The organism is Rhabdothermincola sp. (assembly GCF_036846205.1).
Classification (GTDB): domain Bacteria; phylum Actinomycetota; class Acidimicrobiia; order Acidimicrobiales; family Acidimicrobilacustridaceae; genus Rhabdothermincola.
The window spans coordinates 1-18,583 of sequence record NZ_DAIUCK010000064.1 but is presented as its reverse complement, the minus strand read 5'-3'; the positions used below and the strand labels follow the sequence as shown (position 1 = coordinate 18,583).

Annotated in this window: 17 protein-coding genes and 2 tRNA genes; 13 read left to right on the top strand and 6 right to left on the bottom strand. The window is 71.4% G+C overall.

The window, feature by feature from the left end; genetic code table 11:
- The coding region (locus V7004_RS10415; RefSeq protein ID WP_334143837.1) for an RDD family protein at positions 1 to 612 on the bottom strand (612 nt) is incomplete at its 3' end.
- Positions 613 to 736: 124 nt separating this feature from the next.
- On the opposite strand from V7004_RS10415, the gene V7004_RS10410 reads away from it, so the two are divergent.
- Entirely contained in the window at positions 737 to 2,086 is a 1,350-nt protein-coding gene (locus V7004_RS10410; protein WP_334143836.1) for a glycine--tRNA ligase, read from the top strand.
- 73 nt (positions 2,087 to 2,159) lie between these two features.
- Positions 2,160 to 4,790, top strand: coding sequence for a pyruvate, phosphate dikinase (gene ppdK, locus V7004_RS10405; RefSeq protein ID WP_334143835.1), 2,631 nt, complete (start codon positions 2,160 to 2,162; stop codon positions 4,788 to 4,790).
- Positions 4,791 to 4,813: 23 nt separating this feature from the next.
- On the opposite strand, the gene V7004_RS10400 is transcribed toward ppdK, so the two are convergent.
- Entirely contained in the window at positions 4,814 to 5,257 is a 444-nt protein-coding gene (locus V7004_RS10400; RefSeq protein WP_334143833.1) for a hypothetical protein, read from the bottom strand.
- Positions 5,258 to 5,353: 96 nt separating this feature from the next.
- Between V7004_RS10400 and dnaG the strand changes: the two genes are divergently transcribed.
- From dnaG to V7004_RS10380, 4 genes are all read left to right on the top strand, one after another.
- Positions 5,354 to 7,123, top strand: a complete 1,770-nt coding sequence (dnaG, locus tag V7004_RS10395) for a DNA primase (RefSeq protein ID WP_334143831.1) — start codon at positions 5,354 to 5,356, stop codon at positions 7,121 to 7,123.
- On the top strand, positions 7,120 to 8,391 hold the full coding sequence (gene rpoD, locus V7004_RS10390; protein ID WP_334143830.1) for an RNA polymerase sigma factor RpoD: 1,272 nt from the start codon (positions 7,120 to 7,122) through the stop codon (positions 8,389 to 8,391). The genes dnaG and rpoD overlap by 4 nt, the downstream gene beginning before the upstream one ends.
- A gap of 96 nt (positions 8,392 to 8,487) precedes the next feature.
- The gene (locus V7004_RS10385) at positions 8,488 to 8,958 is read left to right on the top strand and encodes a hypothetical protein (protein WP_334143829.1); all 471 of its coding nucleotides are present in this window, start codon (positions 8,488 to 8,490) and stop codon (positions 8,956 to 8,958) included.
- Positions 8,949 to 9,021, top strand: a tRNA-Asn gene (locus tag V7004_RS10380). Before V7004_RS10385 ends, V7004_RS10380 begins: the two co-directional genes overlap by 10 nt.
- 41 nt (positions 9,022 to 9,062) lie before the next feature.
- On the opposite strand, the gene V7004_RS10375 is transcribed toward V7004_RS10380, so the two are convergent.
- Positions 9,063 to 10,205 carry an amidohydrolase family protein gene (locus tag V7004_RS10375; RefSeq protein WP_334143828.1) on the bottom strand — a complete coding sequence of 381 codons (1,143 nt, stop codon included), beginning with the start codon at positions 10,203 to 10,205 and terminating at the stop codon, positions 9,063 to 9,065.
- A 98-nt stretch (positions 10,206 to 10,303) separates the two neighbouring features.
- Here V7004_RS10375 and V7004_RS10370 point away from each other — a divergent pair, with 98 nt between their 5' ends.
- On the top strand, positions 10,304 to 10,696 hold the full coding sequence (locus V7004_RS10370) for a thiol-disulfide oxidoreductase DCC family protein (RefSeq protein ID WP_334143827.1): 393 nt from the start codon (positions 10,304 to 10,306) through the stop codon (positions 10,694 to 10,696).
- A gap of 33 nt (positions 10,697 to 10,729) precedes the next feature.
- A tRNA-Ile gene (locus V7004_RS10365) sits at positions 10,730 to 10,802 on the top strand.
- Between the two features lie 63 nt (positions 10,803 to 10,865).
- Here V7004_RS10365 and V7004_RS10360 read toward each other — a convergent pair.
- Positions 10,866 to 12,320: a bifunctional aminoglycoside phosphotransferase/ATP-binding protein gene (locus V7004_RS10360; RefSeq protein ID WP_334143826.1), complete on the bottom strand. Its 1,455-nt coding sequence runs from the start codon at positions 12,318 to 12,320 to the stop codon at positions 10,866 to 10,868.
- Between the two features lie 186 nt (positions 12,321 to 12,506).
- On the opposite strand from V7004_RS10360, the gene V7004_RS10355 reads away from it, so the two are divergent.
- From V7004_RS10355 to V7004_RS10345, 3 genes are all read left to right on the top strand, one after another.
- Positions 12,507 to 12,644 (top strand): hypothetical protein, encoded by a 138-nt coding sequence (locus V7004_RS10355; protein WP_334143825.1) that lies wholly within the window; start codon positions 12,507 to 12,509, stop codon positions 12,642 to 12,644.
- Between the two features lie 2 nt (positions 12,645 to 12,646).
- Positions 12,647 to 15,286, top strand: a complete 2,640-nt coding sequence (locus V7004_RS10350; RefSeq protein WP_334143824.1) for a cation-translocating P-type ATPase — start codon at positions 12,647 to 12,649, stop codon at positions 15,284 to 15,286.
- A 67-nt stretch (positions 15,287 to 15,353) separates the two neighbouring features.
- Positions 15,354 to 16,019 (top strand): hypothetical protein, encoded by a 666-nt coding sequence (locus V7004_RS10345; RefSeq protein WP_334143823.1) that lies wholly within the window; start codon positions 15,354 to 15,356, stop codon positions 16,017 to 16,019.
- A gap of 21 nt (positions 16,020 to 16,040) precedes the next feature.
- Here the strand turns inward: V7004_RS10345 and V7004_RS10340 are convergent, their stop codons facing one another.
- Together V7004_RS10340 and V7004_RS10335 are read right to left on the bottom strand one after the other, a co-directional pair.
- Positions 16,041 to 16,523: a hypothetical protein gene (locus V7004_RS10340; RefSeq protein WP_334143822.1), complete on the bottom strand. Its 483-nt coding sequence runs from the start codon at positions 16,521 to 16,523 to the stop codon at positions 16,041 to 16,043.
- A gap of 7 nt (positions 16,524 to 16,530) precedes the next feature.
- Entirely contained in the window at positions 16,531 to 17,100 is a 570-nt protein-coding gene (locus V7004_RS10335; RefSeq protein ID WP_334143820.1) for a hypothetical protein, read from the bottom strand.
- 69 nt (positions 17,101 to 17,169) lie between these two features.
- Between V7004_RS10335 and V7004_RS10330 the strand changes: the two genes are divergently transcribed.
- Positions 17,170 to 17,940: an inositol monophosphatase family protein gene (locus V7004_RS10330; RefSeq protein ID WP_334143818.1), complete on the top strand. Its 771-nt coding sequence runs from the start codon at positions 17,170 to 17,172 to the stop codon at positions 17,938 to 17,940.
- A 90-nt stretch (positions 17,941 to 18,030) separates the two neighbouring features.
- A complete protein-coding gene (locus V7004_RS10325) occupies positions 18,031 to 18,543 on the top strand; it encodes an NUDIX hydrolase (RefSeq protein WP_334143816.1) in 513 nt (170 codons plus the stop codon).
- Positions 18,544 to 18,583: the final 40 nt, after the last annotated feature.

The following is an 18,583-nucleotide window of genomic DNA, read 5'->3' as shown; positions in this document are numbered from 1 at the left end:
AGCTGGGGCCGCGACTCCCGGGATCATGATGGGTGCGCCCTTTGCCGAGGCCTTGACCACGTAGGTCTTGGCTGCCATGTCGCCCACCCGTCGGTGGCCCTTCGTGACGAAGATGGTGATCAGGCCGACCACCGGCACGAGCGGCATGAGGCAGAACGGCACCGCGTCGACGATGCCGACGATGCCCCGGATGAGCTGCTTGCCGAGGCCGGGGGATCGCCCCTGTTCGTTCACGGTGCGTATCCCCACCACGAGCTTGCCGATGGTCGCGCCGGTGAGTCCTTGCAGCAGCCACATGACCACCACCAGGTAGACGCCGGAGAAGGCGTTGGCGATCACGAACGCGTTCTTCTTCATCACGAGCGTGTCGTAGCTGACCTCACCGTCGGCATCGGTGGACTCCAGCCTGGTGCAGAAGTAGCTGTCGTCGATCTCGCCGCTGCGCTTCAGGTTCGTGCAGGTCGGGCCGTCCGTGTAGGTGGTGAAGCCCGCGGTGGCGAAGAAGAGGATGCCGGGGATGATCGAGAAGAACAGCACCCAGTCGATCAGGTAGCCGACGATGCGCCGGCCGCCGACCGCGGTCGGGTCCCCTCCGGGCAGGTAGGTGGTCACGGCGACGTCCTCCTCGCTCGACGTGGGCTCCCAGCGCCCGCTCGCGACATTGTTGCCCAACCCGCAGTCACCGTGTCGGGATACCGGGCCGAGGCGGTGGAGGCCCCCACTAGGCTCGTCTGTCATGCCCGATGCTGCCGATGTCCCGGTTCCGGTCGAGGTCCCCAACGACGCCACCCTGATGGACAAGATCGTGAACCTCTGCAAGCGCAGGGGCTTCGTCTTCCCGTCCGCCGAGATCTACGGGGGGTTCCGGTCGACCTACGACTACGGGCCGGTCGGAGTGCTGATCCTGCGCAACGTGAAGGACGCCTGGTGGCGGTCGATGGTGCAGCTACGCGACGACATCGTCGGAATCGACGCCGCCATCCTGTCACCCCCGGCCGTGTGGGAAGCCTCGGGGCACCTGGCCAACTTCACCGACCCGCTGGTCGACTGCAAGAACTGCAACGAACGGTTCCGCCTCGACAAGCTCGACGACCCCGAGACCTGCCCGAACTGCGGGGCGAAGCATTCCTTCACTGAGGCCCGCCAGTTCAACCTCATGTTCAAGACCTATGCAGGACCGGTCGAGGACTCCGCGGCCGAGGTGTACCTGCGCCCCGAGACGGCACAGGGCATGTTCGTCGATTTCGCCCAGGTCTTGCAGACCAGCCGCAAGCGACCCCCGTTCGGCATCGCGCAGATCGGGAAGTCCTTCCGCAACGAGATCACGCCGGGCAACTTCGTGTTCCGGACCCGCGAGTTCGAGCAGATGGAAATGGAGTACTTCGTCCCACCCGAGGAGGCCTCGCAGTGGTACGAGTACTGGTGCCGCGAGCGGCTCCGGTGGTACCTGGAGCTGGGGATCCCCGAGGAGAAGCTGCGCCTGCGGGCTCACGACCCCGACGAGCTGAGCCACTACTCGAGCGGCACCTCCGATGTGGAGTTCCTGTTCCCGTGGGGGTGGGACGAGCTCGAGGGCATCGCCAACCGGGGCGACTACGACCTCACCCAGCACTCGAAGCACTCTGGTGCGCGGCTCGACTACTTCGACCCGGCGACCAACACCCGCTACGTCCCGCACGTGATCGAACCCGCGGCCGGCGCGACCCGCACCATGATGGCGTTCCTGCTGGCGGCCTACGACGAGGAGCTGGTGCGCGGCGAGCTGCGCACGGTGCTGCGCCTCCATCACCGGCTGGCGCCCTACAAGGTCGCGGTCCTGCCGCTGTCGAGGAAGGACACTCTCACCCCGGTGGCCCGCGAGGTCCTGGCGTTGCTGCAGCCGGAGTTCATGTGCGACTACGACGAGACGCAGGCCATCGGCCGCCGCTACCGCCGCCAGGACGAGCTCGGTACCCCGTTCTGCGTCACGGTGGACTTCGAGACCCTCGACGATCGGGCGGTGACGGTCCGCGAGCGTGACTCGATGCACCAGGACCGGGTGGCCATCGACCGGCTGGTGGGCTACCTGCACGAGCGTCTGCGTTGAGGAGTGCCGGCGCCGCTCCGGCCGCCGCCGTGATCGCTCGGTAGGCTCCGGCGGGAGGCACGCAGGAGCTCTGATGGCGCTGGTCTACGCGTTCGACTTCCCCCACGATGCGCCCCCCAGGGCGCTGAGCGAGCTCCTCGGGGGCAAGGGCGCGAACCTGGCGGAGATGACCTCGGTGCTGCAGCTGCCGGTGCCGCCGGGCTTCACCATCACCACCGACGCCTGTCGCGAGTACCTGGCGAGCGGCTGGCCGAGCGGGCTGGACGCCGAGGTGGCCGCCCACGTCGAGCGGCTCGAGCTGGTCCTGGGCAGGCGGCTCGGCGATGCCCGCGACCCGTTGCTGATCTCGGTGCGCTCCGGGGCCAAGTTCTCGATGCCCGGAATGATGGACACCGTGCTGAACCTGGGCCTGAACGACCGCGCGGTCGAGGGCCTGGCGGCCAGGACCGGCGACGAGCGTTTTGCGCTCGACTCGTACCGCCGTCTCGTGAGCATGTACGGGCGGATCGTGCTCGGTGTGCCGGCGGACTCTTTCGACCGCCAGCTCGACGAGGTGATGGCACGGGCGGGCGTTGGCGATGACAGGCAGCTCAGCCCGGAAGCGCTGGCCGACGTCGTGCAGGCTCACCTGCGAGCGGTGGAGGACTTCACCGGCGAGCCCTTCCCGCAGGACCCCGCTACCCAGCTGCGGGGCGCGATCGAGGCGGTGTTCCGGTCGTGGCTCGCGCCCCGAGCCGTTCGCTACCGCCGCCGCGAGCAGATCCCCGACGACCTGGGCACCGCGGTCAATGTGCAGGCGATGGTGTTCGGCAACCGCGGTGAAGACTCCGGCACCGGTGTGGCCTTCACCCGTGACCCGTCGACGGGCGAACCGGAGCCCTACGGCGACTTCCTCGTCAACGCGCAGGGCGAGGACGTGGTGGCGGGCACGCGCAACACGTTGCCCCTTGCGGCGATGGCCGAGCGGTTTCCGTCACAGCACGCCGAGCTGCTGGACATCTTCGATCGTCTCGAGCGTCACTACCGCGACATGCTCGACACGGAGTTCACGATCGAGCAGGGCACCCTCTGGATGCTCCAGGTCAGGGTGGGCAAGCGCACCGGCGCGGCGGCGTTGCGCATCGCGGTCGACCTCACGACCGATCAGCGTCTTCGCCTCTCCCCCCGGGAGGCCATCCTGCGGGTGCGGCCGGAGCACCTCGATCAGGTGCTGCACCCTCACCTCCAGCGGACGCGGGCTGCGCTGCTCGGCACCGGTGTGCCCGCCTCGCCGGGGGCCGCGGTCGGCCACGCGTACTTCGACCCGGACCGCGCCGCTGACGCGGCCGATCGGGGAGAGCGGGTGGTGCTGGTCCGGCCGGAGACCTCACCGGAGGACGTGCACGGCATGATCGCCGCCGAGGGCATCCTCACCTCCCGGGGAGGCATGGCCAGCCACGCGGCGGTCGTGGCCCGAGGGTGGGGCAAGCCTGCGGTCTGCGGCGCGGAGTCCTTGAGCGTGGGCCCGGACTCGTTCACCACCGCGGATGGCACCGTGGTGCACGAGGGCGACACGATCTCGATCGACGGCTCGACCGGGGCGATCTACCTCGGTGAGGTCGGCCTGGTCGAGACCGAACCGCCCCCGGAGCTGGAGGTGGTGCTCGGGTGGGCGGACGAGTTGCGCGCTGGCCGGCTGGGTGTACGAGCCAACGCGGACACCCCCGACGATGCGGCCCGCGCCCGGGCATTCGGCGCCGAGGGCATCGGTCTGTGCCGCACGGAGCACATGTTCCTCGGTGAGCGCCTGCCAGTGGTGCGGCGCATGGTCCTGGCCGACACCCCCGACGAGGAGGCCGCGGCACTCGCTGAGCTGCTGGAGGTGCAGCGCGCCGACTTCGTCGAGCTGCTCGAGACGATGGACGGGCTGCCGGTGACGGTCCGCCTGCTCGACCCACCGTTGCACGAGTTCCTCCCCTCGGTGGAGGAGCTGCTCGTCCAGCAGGCCCGTGGGCTGCTCCCGCCGGAAGGCGAGGCACTGCTGGCCGCGGCATCGAGGTGGCGGGAGCAGAACCCGATGCTCGGCACCCGGGGGGTGCGCCTCGGCATCGTGAAGGCGGGTTTGTACCGGATGCAGGTCCGCGCCCTGGTCGAGGCCACGCTGGCCCGCCGCGACGTCGGGGGTGACCCGAAGGTCGAGGTCATGATCCCGCTGGTGTCGACCCTCGCCGAGCTGGAGCTCACCCGCCGGTGGGTGCTGGACGAGGTCGCGCAGGTGGCGGGGGAGCGCGCCGGGGAGCTCGGCATCCTCGTGGGCACGATGATCGAGACCCCGCGGGCCGCTCTGCTCGCCGGTGAGCTGGCGGAGGTGGCGGAGTTCTTCTCCTTCGGCACGAATGACCTGACGCAGATGACGTTCGGGTTCAGTCGAGACGACGTGGCACCCGTCCTCGAGCGCTACCTCGAGGAGGGACTGTTGAGCGTCGATCCCTTTGCATCGATCGATGAGTCGGGCGTGGGGGAGCTGGTTCGCACCGCGGTCGAACGGGGGCGCCGGACTCGCTCGGGCCTGAGGACCGGGGTGTGCGGCGAGCACGGCGGCGACCCGCGCTCGATCGCGTTCTTCGAGTCGATCGGCATCGACTACGTCTCGTGCTCACCGTTCCGGGTGCCGGGCGCAAGGCTGGCGGCAGCTCAGTCGGTGGTGTCGCGCGCTGGTGTGTGAGCCGCGGCCGGTCGTCGGTCCGGTCATCGGTTGAGGTCGTAGCCGCCGCAGTTCTGGAACACCCATGCCGTCACGTTCTTGCTGGCGGTAACGAACGCGCTCTGGTCGGGCAGGTTCGTCGTGTCGCCGGTGGCGATGGCGTCGAGGACCCGACCGATCGTCTGCGCGTCGGCGGCGATCGCGGCTGGAGGCGGCACGTCGATCGCGGTGTAGGCCTCGGCGATCCGCGCCGCGGCAGCCCGGTCGACGACGTCGCCGGTGGTCGCACTGCGGTCGGCGTCCGACTCGCGGTGCCATTGGATGATGGCGTCGCACCACTCTCGGTCAGGCCCCTGGGCCGCCATCCCGTCCGGGGCGGCGTCGCCGGAGGAGCAGGCGGCGGTGGCGAGCCCTACGGCGGCCAGCAGCCCGGCTGCGATCAGCCGCCGTGGTTGGAGCCGGGCGGTGGGGGTCGAGACGTCCGCCACAGGGCGACAAGTCTAGGAGCCCGGCCGGTCTGCAGCCGTCCTCGCGCTGCTACCGTGCCCCCGGTGAGGCCCGAGGTCGTGAGCGGGAGCTGATCGGTGGCGATCGTCGACGAGGACATCGCCAGAGTTCGCCAAGCGTCCGACATCGTCGCGGTGATCGGTGAGCACGTCTCGCTCCGCCGGGTGGGGATGCGCTGGCAGGGCCTGTGCCCGTTCCATGCCGAGAAGACGCCGTCGTTCTCGGTCAACCAGGCCGAGGGTCTCTACTACTGCTTCGGTTGCCAGGCCCGTGGGGATGTCATCACCTTCGTCCGGGAGGTCGAGCACCTCGATTTCGTGGCCGCGGTGGAGAAGCTGGCCGGACGGGCTGGGATCAGCTTGCGCTACACCGACGAGGGTGAGAGCGAAGGTCGCCGACGTAAGGCGGCCCTGCTCGATGCGGTGGCGAAGGCGGTCGACTGGTACCACGAGCGCCTGCTGCGAGCGCCCGACGCAGCGAAGGCCCGCGGGTATCTGCGCTCTCGAGGACTCGACGGCGACGACGTGCGTCGGTTCCGCATCGGCTGGGCCCCGGACGGCTGGGACGAGTTGGCCAGGGCCCTCCGCCTGCCCGACGAGGTGTTCGTGGAGTCGGGGTTGGGATTCCTCAATCGCCGTAACCGGCAGACCGACGCGTTCCGCGGCCGGGTGCTCTTCCCGATCTTCGATGTGCAGGGCCGCCCGGTGGGGTTCGGCGGCCGGATCCTGCCTGGCGGTGAGGGCCCCAAGTACAAGAACTCCCCCGAGAGCGCGGTCTACGCCAAGAGCAAGGTGCTCTACGGGCTGCACTGGGTGAAGTCGGAGATCGTGGCTGCCGATGAAGCCATCGTGTGCGAGGGCTACACCGACGTGATCGGCTTCGCCAAGGCTGGCCTGCCCCGGGCCGTGGCCACCTGCGGAACCGCCCTCACCGAGGACCACGTACGCCTCCTGCGCAGCTTCGCCCGCCGGGTGGTGCTGGCCTTCGACGCGGACGCCGCGGGCCAGAACGCAGCCGACCGGTTCTACGCTTGGGAACGCGCTCACGATCTCGACGTGGCGGTGGCCGCCCTGCCGGCGGGGGTCGACCCAGCCGAGCTGGCGATGTCCGATCCCGCCGCGCTGCGATCGGCGGTCGAGGCGGCCGTGCCGTTCCTGGGGTTCCGGGTGAACCGGGCGCTCGACGCTGGTGATCTGTCGACCGCAGAGGGTCGGGCGAGGGCCGCGGAGGCGGCCATGGCCGTTCTCGCGGAGCACCCCAACGAACTGGTGCGCGACCAGTACCTCATGGAGGTCGCTTCCCGCTGTCGGGTCGACCCCGAGCGGTTGCGAGCCGGCCTGCGCGCTCCCCGTCGGGGGAAGACGGTGCGGGTGGCGCGGTCCCGGGCTGCGGCGCCGGTGTGGCGCGAGGGACCTGAGATGGAGGCGCTACGGCTGCTGATCCAACACCCTGACGGCATGGCCCCGTGGCTGCACGAGTCGCTGTTCGGCGACGAGCTGACCCTCGCCGCGTATCGCGCGCTGCGGGACGCGGGCTCGGTGCGGGAGGCGCTGGCGCACACCGACCCGGGCGCGGCCGAGCTGCTGCAGCGGCTGGCGGTCGAGGAGTCCGAAGCCGAGGTGCACGACGTGGCGGCCAGGCTGGTCGAAGCCGCGTCGGCGCGGGCACTCGTCGACCTGCAGGCCCGGGCCCGAGCTACGGTCGACCAGGAGGAGTTCGCGGCGCTCTCCCGGCAGATCGCCTGGCTCAAGTTGCGGATCGAGGAGCTCCGTGAGGCGCCGAGCAGGGTCGAGGCCGCGGAGCAGTTGCTAGCCTGGCTCACGGATCGGCCCGAGGAGCACGGATGAGCGAACGCGGTTCGACGCTCTCTGCTCTGGCGGGGGCAACGGGCGAGGATGTCCAGCGGCTCCTCGACCTCGGCCGCCGCCAGGGGACCTTGACCCAGCACGACGTGGTTGACGCCCTGCCGAACGTCGAGCTCACCCCCGAGGCGATCGAGCGGGTGCGATCGCTGCTGGCGGACGCGGGGATCAGGTTCGAGGAGCCCGAGCTGCAGACGGTGATCGTCGAGGACCCTGACGACCACTTCGACGACGAGGACGGCGATCCTGCGCTCCGCCATCGTTCCCGCCTGCGGGCGGTCGCGTCGCGCGACGCATTGCGCATGGGGCCCGCAGCAGGCGGTTCGTCCGATCCGGTACGGATGTACCTGAAGGAGATCGGGCGGGTGCCGCTGCTGTCGGCGGCCGAGGAGGTCACGCTGGCCAAGGGCATCGAGGCGGGTATGAAGGCGGCCGAGCGGTTGGCCGATCTGGAGGCCAGTGGCGAGCTGGACTCGCTCGATCCCGCGGAGCTGCGCCGCTTGAACCGGCTGGTACAGCGAGGGGAACGGGCCAAGTCCGAGCTCACCCAGGCCAACCTGCGGCTGGTGGTGTCCATCGCCAAGCGCTACGTGGGCCGGGGCATGTTGATCCTCGACCTGATCCAGGAGGGCAACCTCGGGCTGATGCGGGCGGTGGAGAAGTTCGACTACACGAAAGGCTTCAAGTTCTCCACGTACGCCACGTGGTGGATCCGCCAGGCGATCACCCGGGCGATCGCAGACCAGGCCCGCACCATTCGCATACCGGTGCACATGGTGGAGTCGATCAACAAGGTCCACCGGGTGCAGCGGCAGATGATCCAGGAACTGGAGCGGGAGCCGACCATCGAGGAGTTGGCGGAGAAGGTCGACATGACCCCGGCGCGGGTCCGGGAGATCATGCGCATCTCCCAGGATCCGCTCTCGCTCGACTCCCCGGTGGGGGAGGAGGACGACTCCAACCTGGCCGACTTCATCGAGGACCAACAGGCCGAGGCCCCCGCGGAAATGGCGGCGAAGATGATGCTCAACTCCGCGGTGGAGGAGGCCTTGCAGGAGCTCAACGAGCGCGAGAAGGCCGTGGTCCGCATGCGCTTCGGCCTCGACGACGGCCAGGCCCGGACCCTCGAGGAGGTGGGGCGCGAGTTCGGTGTCACCCGCGAGCGCATCCGCCAGATCGAGTCGAAGACGCTGGCCAAGCTTCGCCACCCCCACCGCAGCCAGAAGCTGCGCGACTACCTCGACGGCGAGTAGTGCTCATCCCTGTTCGCTGTCCCTGCCCGCGCGGACACTGGGTGCGTGGGCTATCCCTCACCTCGCCGGCCGGCCCGGCGTCGGGGTCCAAACCGGTTGGAGCGGGCCAAGCTGGCCGAGATCGACGCGCTGCTCGCGGAAGGGCGGACCCGGATCGGCAGGCTGACGGACCAGGAGTTCCTGGTGGCCGGCACCGCCCTGTACGCCGGCGAGGGAGCCAAGACTCAGGGCACCGTGAAGTTCGCGAACAGCGACCCCAGGATGATCCAACTCTTCTGCACGTGGCTCCGCCGCTTCTTCGAGGTGGACGAGCGCCGTTTGCGCGTCCGCTTGTACCTCCACGCCGGCCTGGATCTCAATGGAGCAGTGGCATTCTGGTCGTCGCTGACGCGAATCCCGGCTGGGCAGTTCACGAAGCCGTACCGTGCGGTTGCCGATGCTTCGATCCGTCGTGCGGAACATCCGCTCGGCTGCCCGACCGTGACCTACAGCTGCACGCGCACACATCGAGCCGTGATGGGCCTCGTGCACTCGCTGCTATCCTGCGACTCCATCCTTCCGGGGTAGCTCAGTTGGCAGAGCACGCGGCTGTTAACCGTGTTGTCGTGGGTTCGAGCCCCACCCCCGGAGCAGCTCGATGATCGCCTCGCCTCGAGGGGCGAGCCGGGTCCTCAGGCCCGGGTGAGCCAGGCCGCGTTGCCGCCGAACAGCGCGGGGCTGGTCGCGGGGTCGTCCGCCCCGGGGCATGCCCGCCGATAGTCGTCCAGAGCGGTGTCGGTGCCCTCGGAGTGCGGGTAGTCGCTGCAGAACATGAACAGCTCGCCGGCGCGCTCGATGAGCCGGTCGGGACGTTCGTAGGAGAAGGCGGCGACGCGGACCTGTCGGCGGATGTACTCGCTGGGCCGGAGGGGCAGCTCGGTGAGCGGCGCCCCGTTGAACCGGGCGTGGAAGTCGAAGCCACCGTCGAGGGTGAGCAGGAACATCGGCACCCAGATGGCCGACAGCTCGACCACCCCGATGCGCAGGCCGGGGTGGCGCTCGAACACCCCGTGCACCGCCAGGTCGGCGAGGGCCAGGGCGGGCGCGAGGCTCAAGAACACCGAGCCGAGCACGGGGTTGCCGGGGTCCGGGTCGTCATCCACCCAGGCGTCGGCGAACGGGCGCTCGACGTCGCTGACGTGGAACACCGGGCTCACCCCGTGCTGTTCGAACGCGGACCACACCTGGTCGAGGTCGGGGTGTGAGAGCCGGCGGCCACCGACCAGGGCAGGGGCCACCATGGCGGTGCGGATCCCGGCCGCGGCGAGCGCCGCGAGCTGCCCGTCGAGCCAGGCCGGGTCCCGCAGCGTGAGATGAGCGACAGGCAGGAGCCGGCCCCGGCCCTGTTGGGCCACCTCGACGGCCCAGCGGTTCCACGCTTCCATGTTGAGCTTCGTGGCGTGCAGGTCGGCGCCCAGGGCGCGCTCCCACAGCAGGCCGTAGTTGGGGAACAGCCAGGCCGCGTCCACCCCTTGGCGGTCGAGATGGGCCAGGCGGGCGGCGGGGTCGGTGTACTCGGGTGGGGTGGCCTCGTCGTAGGAGATCTCGGCCGGCTCGCCGCGGCGGATGCGGGTCATCTGGCGCCCGATCGACTCGGTGTCGCCGGGGATCTGGTGGAAGGCCGGGGCGATGCGACCGCCCTGCCAGGTGAGCCAGGTGTGCCCGAGCCGGTCGGTGTCGAGCGAGAGGGCCAGGGACGCGTCTCGAGTGGTGGAGTACCGGCGCCACAGGTCGGGGGCCTCGAAGAGGTGCTGATCGCAGTCGATCACGCTCACCGGTGGTGAGCGTACGACGATTGTCGGCCTGGCGCCGGGGCTCGGTCCTCCAGGCGTCGCCGCGACGGGAGGCGCAGCGCAGCCGGCATGCTGGGCGGGTGGCGCCCACGCTGGTGTTCGACGGTGATTGCGGCTTCTGCACCTCGAGCGCACGCTGGCTGCAGCGGCGGCTCCCGGACGAGGTGTCGGTGGTTCCGTGGCAGCGCGCCGATCTGGAGGCGCTGGGCGTGACCGCGGATGAGGCCCGGGCCGCGGTGCAGTGGGTCGGTCCGGCGGGCCGGGCGAGCGGTGCGGCCGCGGTCGGCCGGGCGCTGGAGGCCGCCGGTGGGGTGTGGCGGCCGTTCGGTCGGCTGTGTCGCACACCGCCCACGGCCTGGGTGGCCGAGGTGGTCTACCGGGTGGTGGCCCGCAGCCGCCACCGGTTGCCGGGTGGCACTCCCGCCTGCCGGCTCGACGAGGCCAGCGGCGGGGACCGAGGTGGGCGACCCTGATCGCTACCATCGCAGCTCGGGCCTCGGCCCGGCGGGCCCGTAGCTCAGTGGTCAGAGCAGGCGACTCATAATCGCTCGGTCGGAGGTTCGATCCCTCCCGGGCCCACCTCCTGGACGAACGGCAGATGCTCGATTGCGCGAGCCGACGCCCGGTACGTGAGCCCACCCCTCAGCCCAGGAGATCGAGCGCGCTGCGCAGCGTCACGTCGAGCGGCGCGCTGGTGTCCAGATGATCGGCTTCCGGCCAGTCGTCGAAGACCTCGGCCATCCGGTGGGCGATCGCAGGGGTGGCGTCGGACACTCCCGAGCCCGCCGCCATCCGGGTGGTGATGCGGGCCGCGGCGACCTCGGTGGGGCTGGTGCAGCGCAGCTCCTGCAGCCGGCTGGTGGTGTCCCGTGCCACCGCTCGGGCCAGGGCACGGTGCGCGGCCGACCGCCACGACGCGTCGAGTACCACCGAGCGACCCCGCTCCAGCTCGCAGCGAGCCAGCTCCACCAGTCGCTGGTAGGTGGCGTCCGTGACGCCGGGCGCGTAGAGCCCCGCTTCGAAGGCCTCCTCGCGATGCTCGCCGGGTGGGATGCCCGCGTCGGTCTTGCGGATCGCGTCCGAGCTGATGACCTGTGCGTCGAGCTCGCGTCCCAGCGCCTCGGCGACGGTGGTCTTGCCGGTGCCGGGCAGCCCGCCCACCAGGATCAGGCGCACCGTGGCCCGCTCAAGGTGGCGGGTGGCGAGCTCGACGAGCATGGCTGCCTGGGTGGCGCTGGTGTCGTCGAGTCCCTCCCGGGCGCGCAGGCAGTGGATCTTGGCTCGCACCAGCGCGCGGTGGGCGATGTAGAGGTGGAGGAGCGGGCGTGGCAGCTCCGTGGCAGCCTGCCGCTCGTAGGCGCGGAGGAACGTCTGCGCCTCTTCGGGAGCCCCGAGCCGTTCGAGGTCCATGGCGAGGAAGGCCACGTCGAGGGCCACGTCGCCGTAGCGGAGGGTGTCGTCGAAGTCGATGCAGTCGAGGATCTGCGGGCCTGCGGGCAGGCAGAAGATGTCGTCGGCCTGCAGGTCACCGTGGCCGTCACAGACCTGGCCCGCGTCGATGCGCTCGTGAAACAGTGTCGCCCTCCCGGCGATGAACGCATCGCCCAGCTCACCGGCCCGGGTCACCGCCCGCTCGTCGAGGATGCCCGAGGCCGCGTGGCTCAGCTCCGAGAGGTTCCGATCCCACAGGCCACGGATCGCCTCGGGGGTGGCGGCGGCGTCGATCTCCGGGCCGCGCACCGCCCGGTGGTGGAATCGGGCCACGATGGCGGCGACGGCCTCGAGTTGAGCGGGCAGCTCGGCGGACCGGTCCCGTACCAGGCGAGCGAGGCGCCGGTCGGCGGGCATGCGAGCCATCACCACCAGGTGGTCGCACCGCTGCCCGTCGGGCCCCGTCACGTCCGCCACCCCGAGGTAGGCGTCGGGGGCGATGCGGCGGTTGAGCTCGACCTCCCGGTGGCAGGCGGCCTCACGCTGCTCGCGGGTCGAGTAGTCGAGGAAGTCGAGGCGGACGGGCTTCTTGAGCTTGTAGGCCCGATCGCCGAGCAGGACCAGCACCGAGATGTGGGTCTCCGTCAGCTCGGCGTGCTCGCTCATGGTCGCCATCCTCTCCCGCTCATCCGCCCTTGCCCAGGGAACAAGGACCTACCCTCGACGGTCGGGCCGGACTCCGGGCCGGGCCCGTCGCACGGTCGGCGCCGGCCCGAGCGGGCGACGCTGGTGCACGACCCCGTGCGGTGCGGTACAGGAGGCTTCGATGGGGCTGCCACCCGGGTGCAGGCGATGACCACGGTCGAGGTGGTCGCAGCCGTCGCCGGAGGGATCGTGGCTGCCGTCGCGGCCGTGTGGTGGGTGACCGCGTACGCCGCTCGGCGGGCTCGGCGGAAGCGAGCGGGAGCGCCGGGCGGGCCGAGGCGGTGACGGTGCCCGAGTCGGACGAGGGGAGCGCCCCCACCGCGGCGTCCGGTGCCGGTGCGGGGGTGGCGAGCCGGGGGCTGAGTTCCGAGGAGGCCGCGCGCCGCCGGCGTGAGGTCGGGCCGAACGTGCTCCCGGCGCCGGCGAAGGAACCGGCTTGGCGGCGGCTGGCGGGGGAGATGGTCCACTTCTTCGCCCTGCTGTTCTGGGTGGCGGGCGGGCTGGCGTTCGTGGCAGGGCTCCCGCAGCTCGGGATCGCGGTGTTCGTGGTGATCATCCTCAACGGGGTGTTCGCCTTCGTGCAGGAGGAGCGTTCCGCACGGGCCGCCGAGCGATTGCGGGACCTGCTGCCCCGGCGGGCCACGGTGGTGCGCGACGGCCAGGTGGTCTCGATCCCGGCGGACGAGTTGGTGCCTGGTGACCTGGTGCGGCTCGAGGGCGGCGACCGGATCTCCGCCGACCTGCGACTCGACGCCGTGCACGGCCTCGCGGTCGACACCTCGACCCTCACCGGCGAGAGCGTGCCCACTCGCCCCGCGGTGGGGGAGACGGTGTTCGCGGGGTGCTTCGTGGTGGAGGGCGAAGCGGAGGCGACGGTCGTCGAGACCGGGGCCCGGACCCGACTGGCGGCGATCGCCGCGCTGACCCCGAGCGGGCGTGGTGAGCCGAGTCCGCTGCGCCTGGAGCTCGATCGGGTGTCGCGGTCGATCGCGCTGATCGCGGTCGGGGTGGGCACCGCGTTCTTCCTGGTGGCCCTGGTGGTGGGCATGCCCGCCACCGACGGGTTCCTCTTCGCCGTGGGCGTCACCGTCGCGGTGGTGCCCGAGGGGCTGCTGCCCACGGTCACCCTGTCGCTGGCGATGGGTGCGCAGCGGATGGCAGAGCGCCACGCGCTGGTCCGGCACCTGGAAGCGGTCGAGACCCTGGGATCGACGACGTTCATCTGCACCGACAAGACCGGCACACTCACCCGCAACGAGATGGTGGTCGTCGACGTGTGGATGCCGGCCGGGCGGGCGGCGATCGAGGGGTCGGGCTACGGGCCCGAGGCGGCGGTGACGTGCACCCCACCCGAGGCGGCGGCGAGCCTCCAGGAGGTGGCCCGGGTGGCGGCCCGATGTTCGAGCGGCCAGGCGGTGGAGGTCGACGGCCGCTGGGTGGCTCGGGGCGATCCGATGGAAGCCGCGCTGGACGCCCTCGCTCGGCGGGTCGGGATCGACCTGGCAGCCGACGAGCGTCGAGCTCCGGTCGTCGCCCGCTTTCCGTTCGATCCTCGCCGGCGGCGCATGTCGGTGGTCGCCGGCGGGCAGCTCCTCGTGAAGGGCGCGCCGGACACCGTGCTGCCGCGCTGCGGCGAAGTCCCCGGCGCGGCGGGCGCGCTGGACGAGATGGCGCATCGGGGGCTGCGGGTGCTGGCCGTGGCCCGGCGCCGCCTCTCGGGGAGCACGATCCCGGCAACGGCCGATGACGCCGAGGTCGACCTCGAGCTGCTGGGGCTGGTTGGCCTCGAGGACCCGCCCCGGGACGGCGCCGCGGTCGCGCTGGCGGCCTGCCGCCGGGCGGGGGTCAAGGTGGCCATGGTCACCGGTGATCATCCCGGCACCGCCCGGGCGATCGCGGCCGAGGTCGGCTTGCTGGCCGCCGATGGCCGGGTCGTCACCGGCGCGGACCTGCCTCCTGACGACCAGGCGCTCGGTGAGCTCATCGACCACGACGGGATCGTGATCGCCCGGGTGTCACCGGAGGACAAGCTGCGGATCGCTCGGGTGCTCCACGAGCGCGGTCACGTGGTGGCCATGACCGGTGACGGGGTGAACGACGCGCCGGCGTTGCGCGAGGCCGCGATCGGGGTGGCGATGGGACGCTCGGGCACGGACGTGGCTCGCGAGGCCGCCGATCTGGTGCTGCTCGACGACGACTTCGCCACCATCGTGGAAGCGGTCCGGCAGGGCCGGGCGACGTTCGCGAACATCCGCCGGTTCCTCACCTACCACCTGACCGACAACGTGGCCGAGCTCACCCCGTTCGTGGTGTGGGCCCTGTCGGGGGGACGGTTCCCGCTGGCCCTCGGGGTACTGCAGGTGCTGGCGCTCGACATCGGCACCGACGTGTTCCCCGCACTGGCCCTGGGTGGGGAGCGTCCCGCGGCCCACGTGCTCGACCAGCCACCGGTGCGAGGCCACCTGCTCGACCGGTCGCTGCTCACCCGGGCGTTCGGGGTGCTCGGCCCGACCGAGGCGGTGGTGGAGATGGTGGCGTTCCTGGCGGTGATGGCGTCGTCGGGCTGGTCTCCCGGTGAGGCCTTCCCCAGCGGTGGGGTGCTGCTGGCTGCGTCGGGAGCTGCGTTCATGGCGGTGGTCCTGGGGCAGGTGGCCAACGCGTTCGCCTGCCGCAGCACCGGTCGGTTCGCCTGGCAGCTCGGTTGGGGGACGAACCGGTTGCTGGTGTGGGCGGTGGTGGCCGAGCTGGGGTTGCTCGGGCTGTTCCTGCTGTTCAGGCCGCTGGCGGAACTGCTCGGCCAGTCGCCGCCCGGCGTGCTCGGCGCCGCGGTGGCTGGGCTGGCCGTTCCGGCGGTACTGGGAGTCGACACGGTGCACAAAGCGGTCCGCACCCGCCTCCAGCCGCGCGGTGGGGCGCCCCGGGAGTAGGGTTCGCCGAGCCGCTCGACGATCGTCGGGCTGCTCGATAACAGGAACAAGTGGGAGGAGAGCCACGATGCGACGGCATACCCGGTCTCTCGGCGCCGTGGTTGGCGTCGCCGTCCTCGGCAGCGGGCTCGTGGTAGTCGCGCCGATGGCGTACGCCGAGCCGCTACCGCAGACCGTCTCGATCCGGGTGGAGCTCGACCTGCCGAGCTGCTGCGACGGTCCCAGGGTGTTCGAGGTCACCGACGCACCGGTCGGGCCCGGCCCGGAGCTGACCGCGGCGAACGAGGTGGCGAACCCTTCCAACTACTGTGGGGCGCTCAACGTCGACGTCGACAACGTGGCCCAGACCGTCACCATCACTCCTGACACCAGCCAGTCCTGCAGCAACTTCGAGACGGCGACCGTGACCGTCGAGGGCGAGGGCATCAACACCCTCACGCTCGTCTCGGACAACCTGTGGCTCGATCAGCCAGAGACGTGCGAGATGAACCTGCTGCCGTTCGGCACCCAGGACGGGGCGGTCACGATCAACTGGGCGTCCACGCCGGTCGGCAGTGAGGAGGCGTGCAGCCCGGAGATGAACTTCGAAGGTGGGGCCGCGGTGTTCTCCTACCAGCAGAGCGCCCCAACCACGTCCACCACGACGACGTCGACCACGATCGCCACCACTGAGGCACCGACCACGACCGCGCCCGCGGCCGCGGCGGTCGCTCGGCCCCGGTTCACCGGCTGATCGCCGCCACCGCGGCGGTCGCTACCGCTGGTAGACGACGGCGACCCACCGCTCGGGCAGCGCGACCGGGGAGAGGGCGACCGCGGCCCGCAGCAACCAGTCGAGGGCCTCAGCGGGAGGGGTGGCCGTCGGCAGCTCGATCACCAGACCCCGGCGGGGGTGGTCGGCCAGGACCCGCCAGCCGGTGGGGATCGGCACGCCCAGCTCCGCCAGTCGCAGCCGGGCCTTCGGGCCGCCCGCGTGCTGCAGGCCGATGCTGTCGGGCTCGATGCCTTTGCGGGTGAGCTCACCGGGGACCCAGGTGGCCACGGGCAGCTCGGGGCCTCGGGCGGAGAACAGCGCGAACAGCCCGGCCCGAGCCCTCCGGATCCCTGGCTGCTCGCCGGCGGGCACCGGTTGGAGGTTGACCCAGCCGTCCCGGCGCTCGGCCAGCTCGCGCATGCGGGCCAGCAGCAGGGCGCGGTCGCCGATGGTCAGCTCGATGAGCTGCGGTGGTTGCGCCACCGGCCCGTCAGATCTCGTCGAGCCACGCGGGGGCCCGCTCGAGCAGGAACGTGCTGACGTCGTGGCAGCGGTCGAGCACGTCGCAGAGCTGTTCCTGACCAAGGTAGATCTTGTCGAGCCCGACTTCGATGCGCGACACGATCGTCAGGCTGCGCTCGGGTGGGTCGGTGACCGACGAGTACGAGTCGATGGCGGACACCTCGAGCGGCAGCAGGGTGTTGCCGACGCCGGCCAGGTCGGTGGCCAGCACCAGCAGGTCGGGTCCCTTGGGCAGCGGGGGGAGCACCCAGGTGAAGATCAGCGGGAAGCTGAACCCCTCGGGCGGCTCCGGGGCGTCGACCATGTCGAGCTCGTTCATGCGGTCTTCGAAGCCGAGCATGGTGCGCGGGTCGACCTCGAGTGCCAGATGCAGGTCGAGGGGGCCACCGCAGGCGTCTTCGGGGTGCAGGTCGACCTCCCACATCTGGCGCAGCGAGTAGGTCTCCACGAAGTGCCGCTCGTCGTGGACGTGGAACTGGTGATCGACCGCGTGATCCTTGAGGTCGGCGACGAAGCCGGCGACGTCGATGACGGCCAACGGGTGCTCCTGGGGTCGGGGACACCTAAGCCTGCCATGCGATCCGGGGCGCGGCTACCGTCGCCGGGCGTGCGAGACGACCTGCTCCTGGAGCTGCTCCACGGCACGGCCACCGCCATCGGCCGGGCGCTGGGCTCGGTCGGGGACTGGGGGCTCGCCGGTACCCGCCCGGGCCAGCACCACAGCGATCTGGCAGCCGACGCGGCAGCCCTGGAGGTCCTCGGCGCGGTGGACGGGGTCGGGGTACTGAGCGAGGAGTCGGGCCTGCACCGCGGGGACGCCGAGCTGATCGTGGTGGTGGACCCGCTGGACGGCTCCACCAACGCCTCGCGGGGGATCCCGTGGTACGCGACGAGTCTGTGCGCGGTCGACGGGGACGGGCCGCGGGCGGCGGTGGTGGTCAACCTGGTGAGCGGTGAGCGGTTCGAGGCGCTGCGCGGCGGCGGGGCCCGCCGTGATGGCGCCCCCATCGAGCCGAGCGGAGCGGTGCGCCTGGGGGAGGCCATCGTCGGGTTGTCGGGGTTCCCGCCCGCCTACCTGGGGTGGCGGCAGTACCGGGCGCTGGGCGCGGCGGCGTTGGATCTGTGCGCGGTGGCCTGCGGGGTGCTCGACGGGTACGTCGACTGCAGCTGGGATTCGCACGGCCCGTGGGACTACCTGGGCGGGATGCTCGTCTGCCTGGAGGCCGGCGCGGCGATGGTCGACGCGGATGGTCGGGAGCTGGTGGTGCTCGAGCACACCGCCCGCCGCACACCGGTGGCCGCGGCCACACCCGCGCTGCTCGGGGAGCTGGTCGGCGCCCGGCGGTCCTTCGAGCGGCCGGGCCGGGCCACGGCCTGAAGGCGGCGCCCTGCTGGTCGGCCTCTTGGCCGGCCTGCTCGCTGAACGACCGGCCGACCCGCTGGCCGCTCCTGCCTCTACCCTCGAAGGATGCGCGAGCGGCTGTATCGGTGGTTCCTGAGAGCGTGGCGTCACGTGCCCCGGGGGGTGCGCCGGCGGCTGGTGCGGGCGCTGTCGCCGTCGTTCACGGTGGGCTCGATCTGTGTGATCGAGCGGCCGGATGGCGCGATCCTGCTGGTGAAGCACATCTACCGCAGCGACTGGGGCATCCCCGGCGGGTTGTTGAAGCGGGGGGAGGAGCCTGCGGATGCCGCCCGACGGGAGGTCGCCGAGGAGGTGGGGCTGGCGATCGAGCTGGTCGGCGAGCCGGCGGTGGTGGTGGAGTCGCGCTTGCAGCGGGTCGATCTGGTGTTCCGGGCCCGTCCTCGGGAGCTGGCGGAGCTCGAGTCGGTGCGGCCGCGGTCGGCCGAGATCGAACAGGTCCGCTGGTTCGCGCCGGGCGAGCTGCCCCGCCTGCAGCCGGAGACCGCCACCGCGCTGGTGGCGCTGGCCCGGGCTGCCGCGTCGGGGAGGGTCGCACCCGCGCCGCTGCTCGAGGACTGATCGCCGGTCGGGTTCGCGTCGGTTGGGTGGCCCGCCGGGC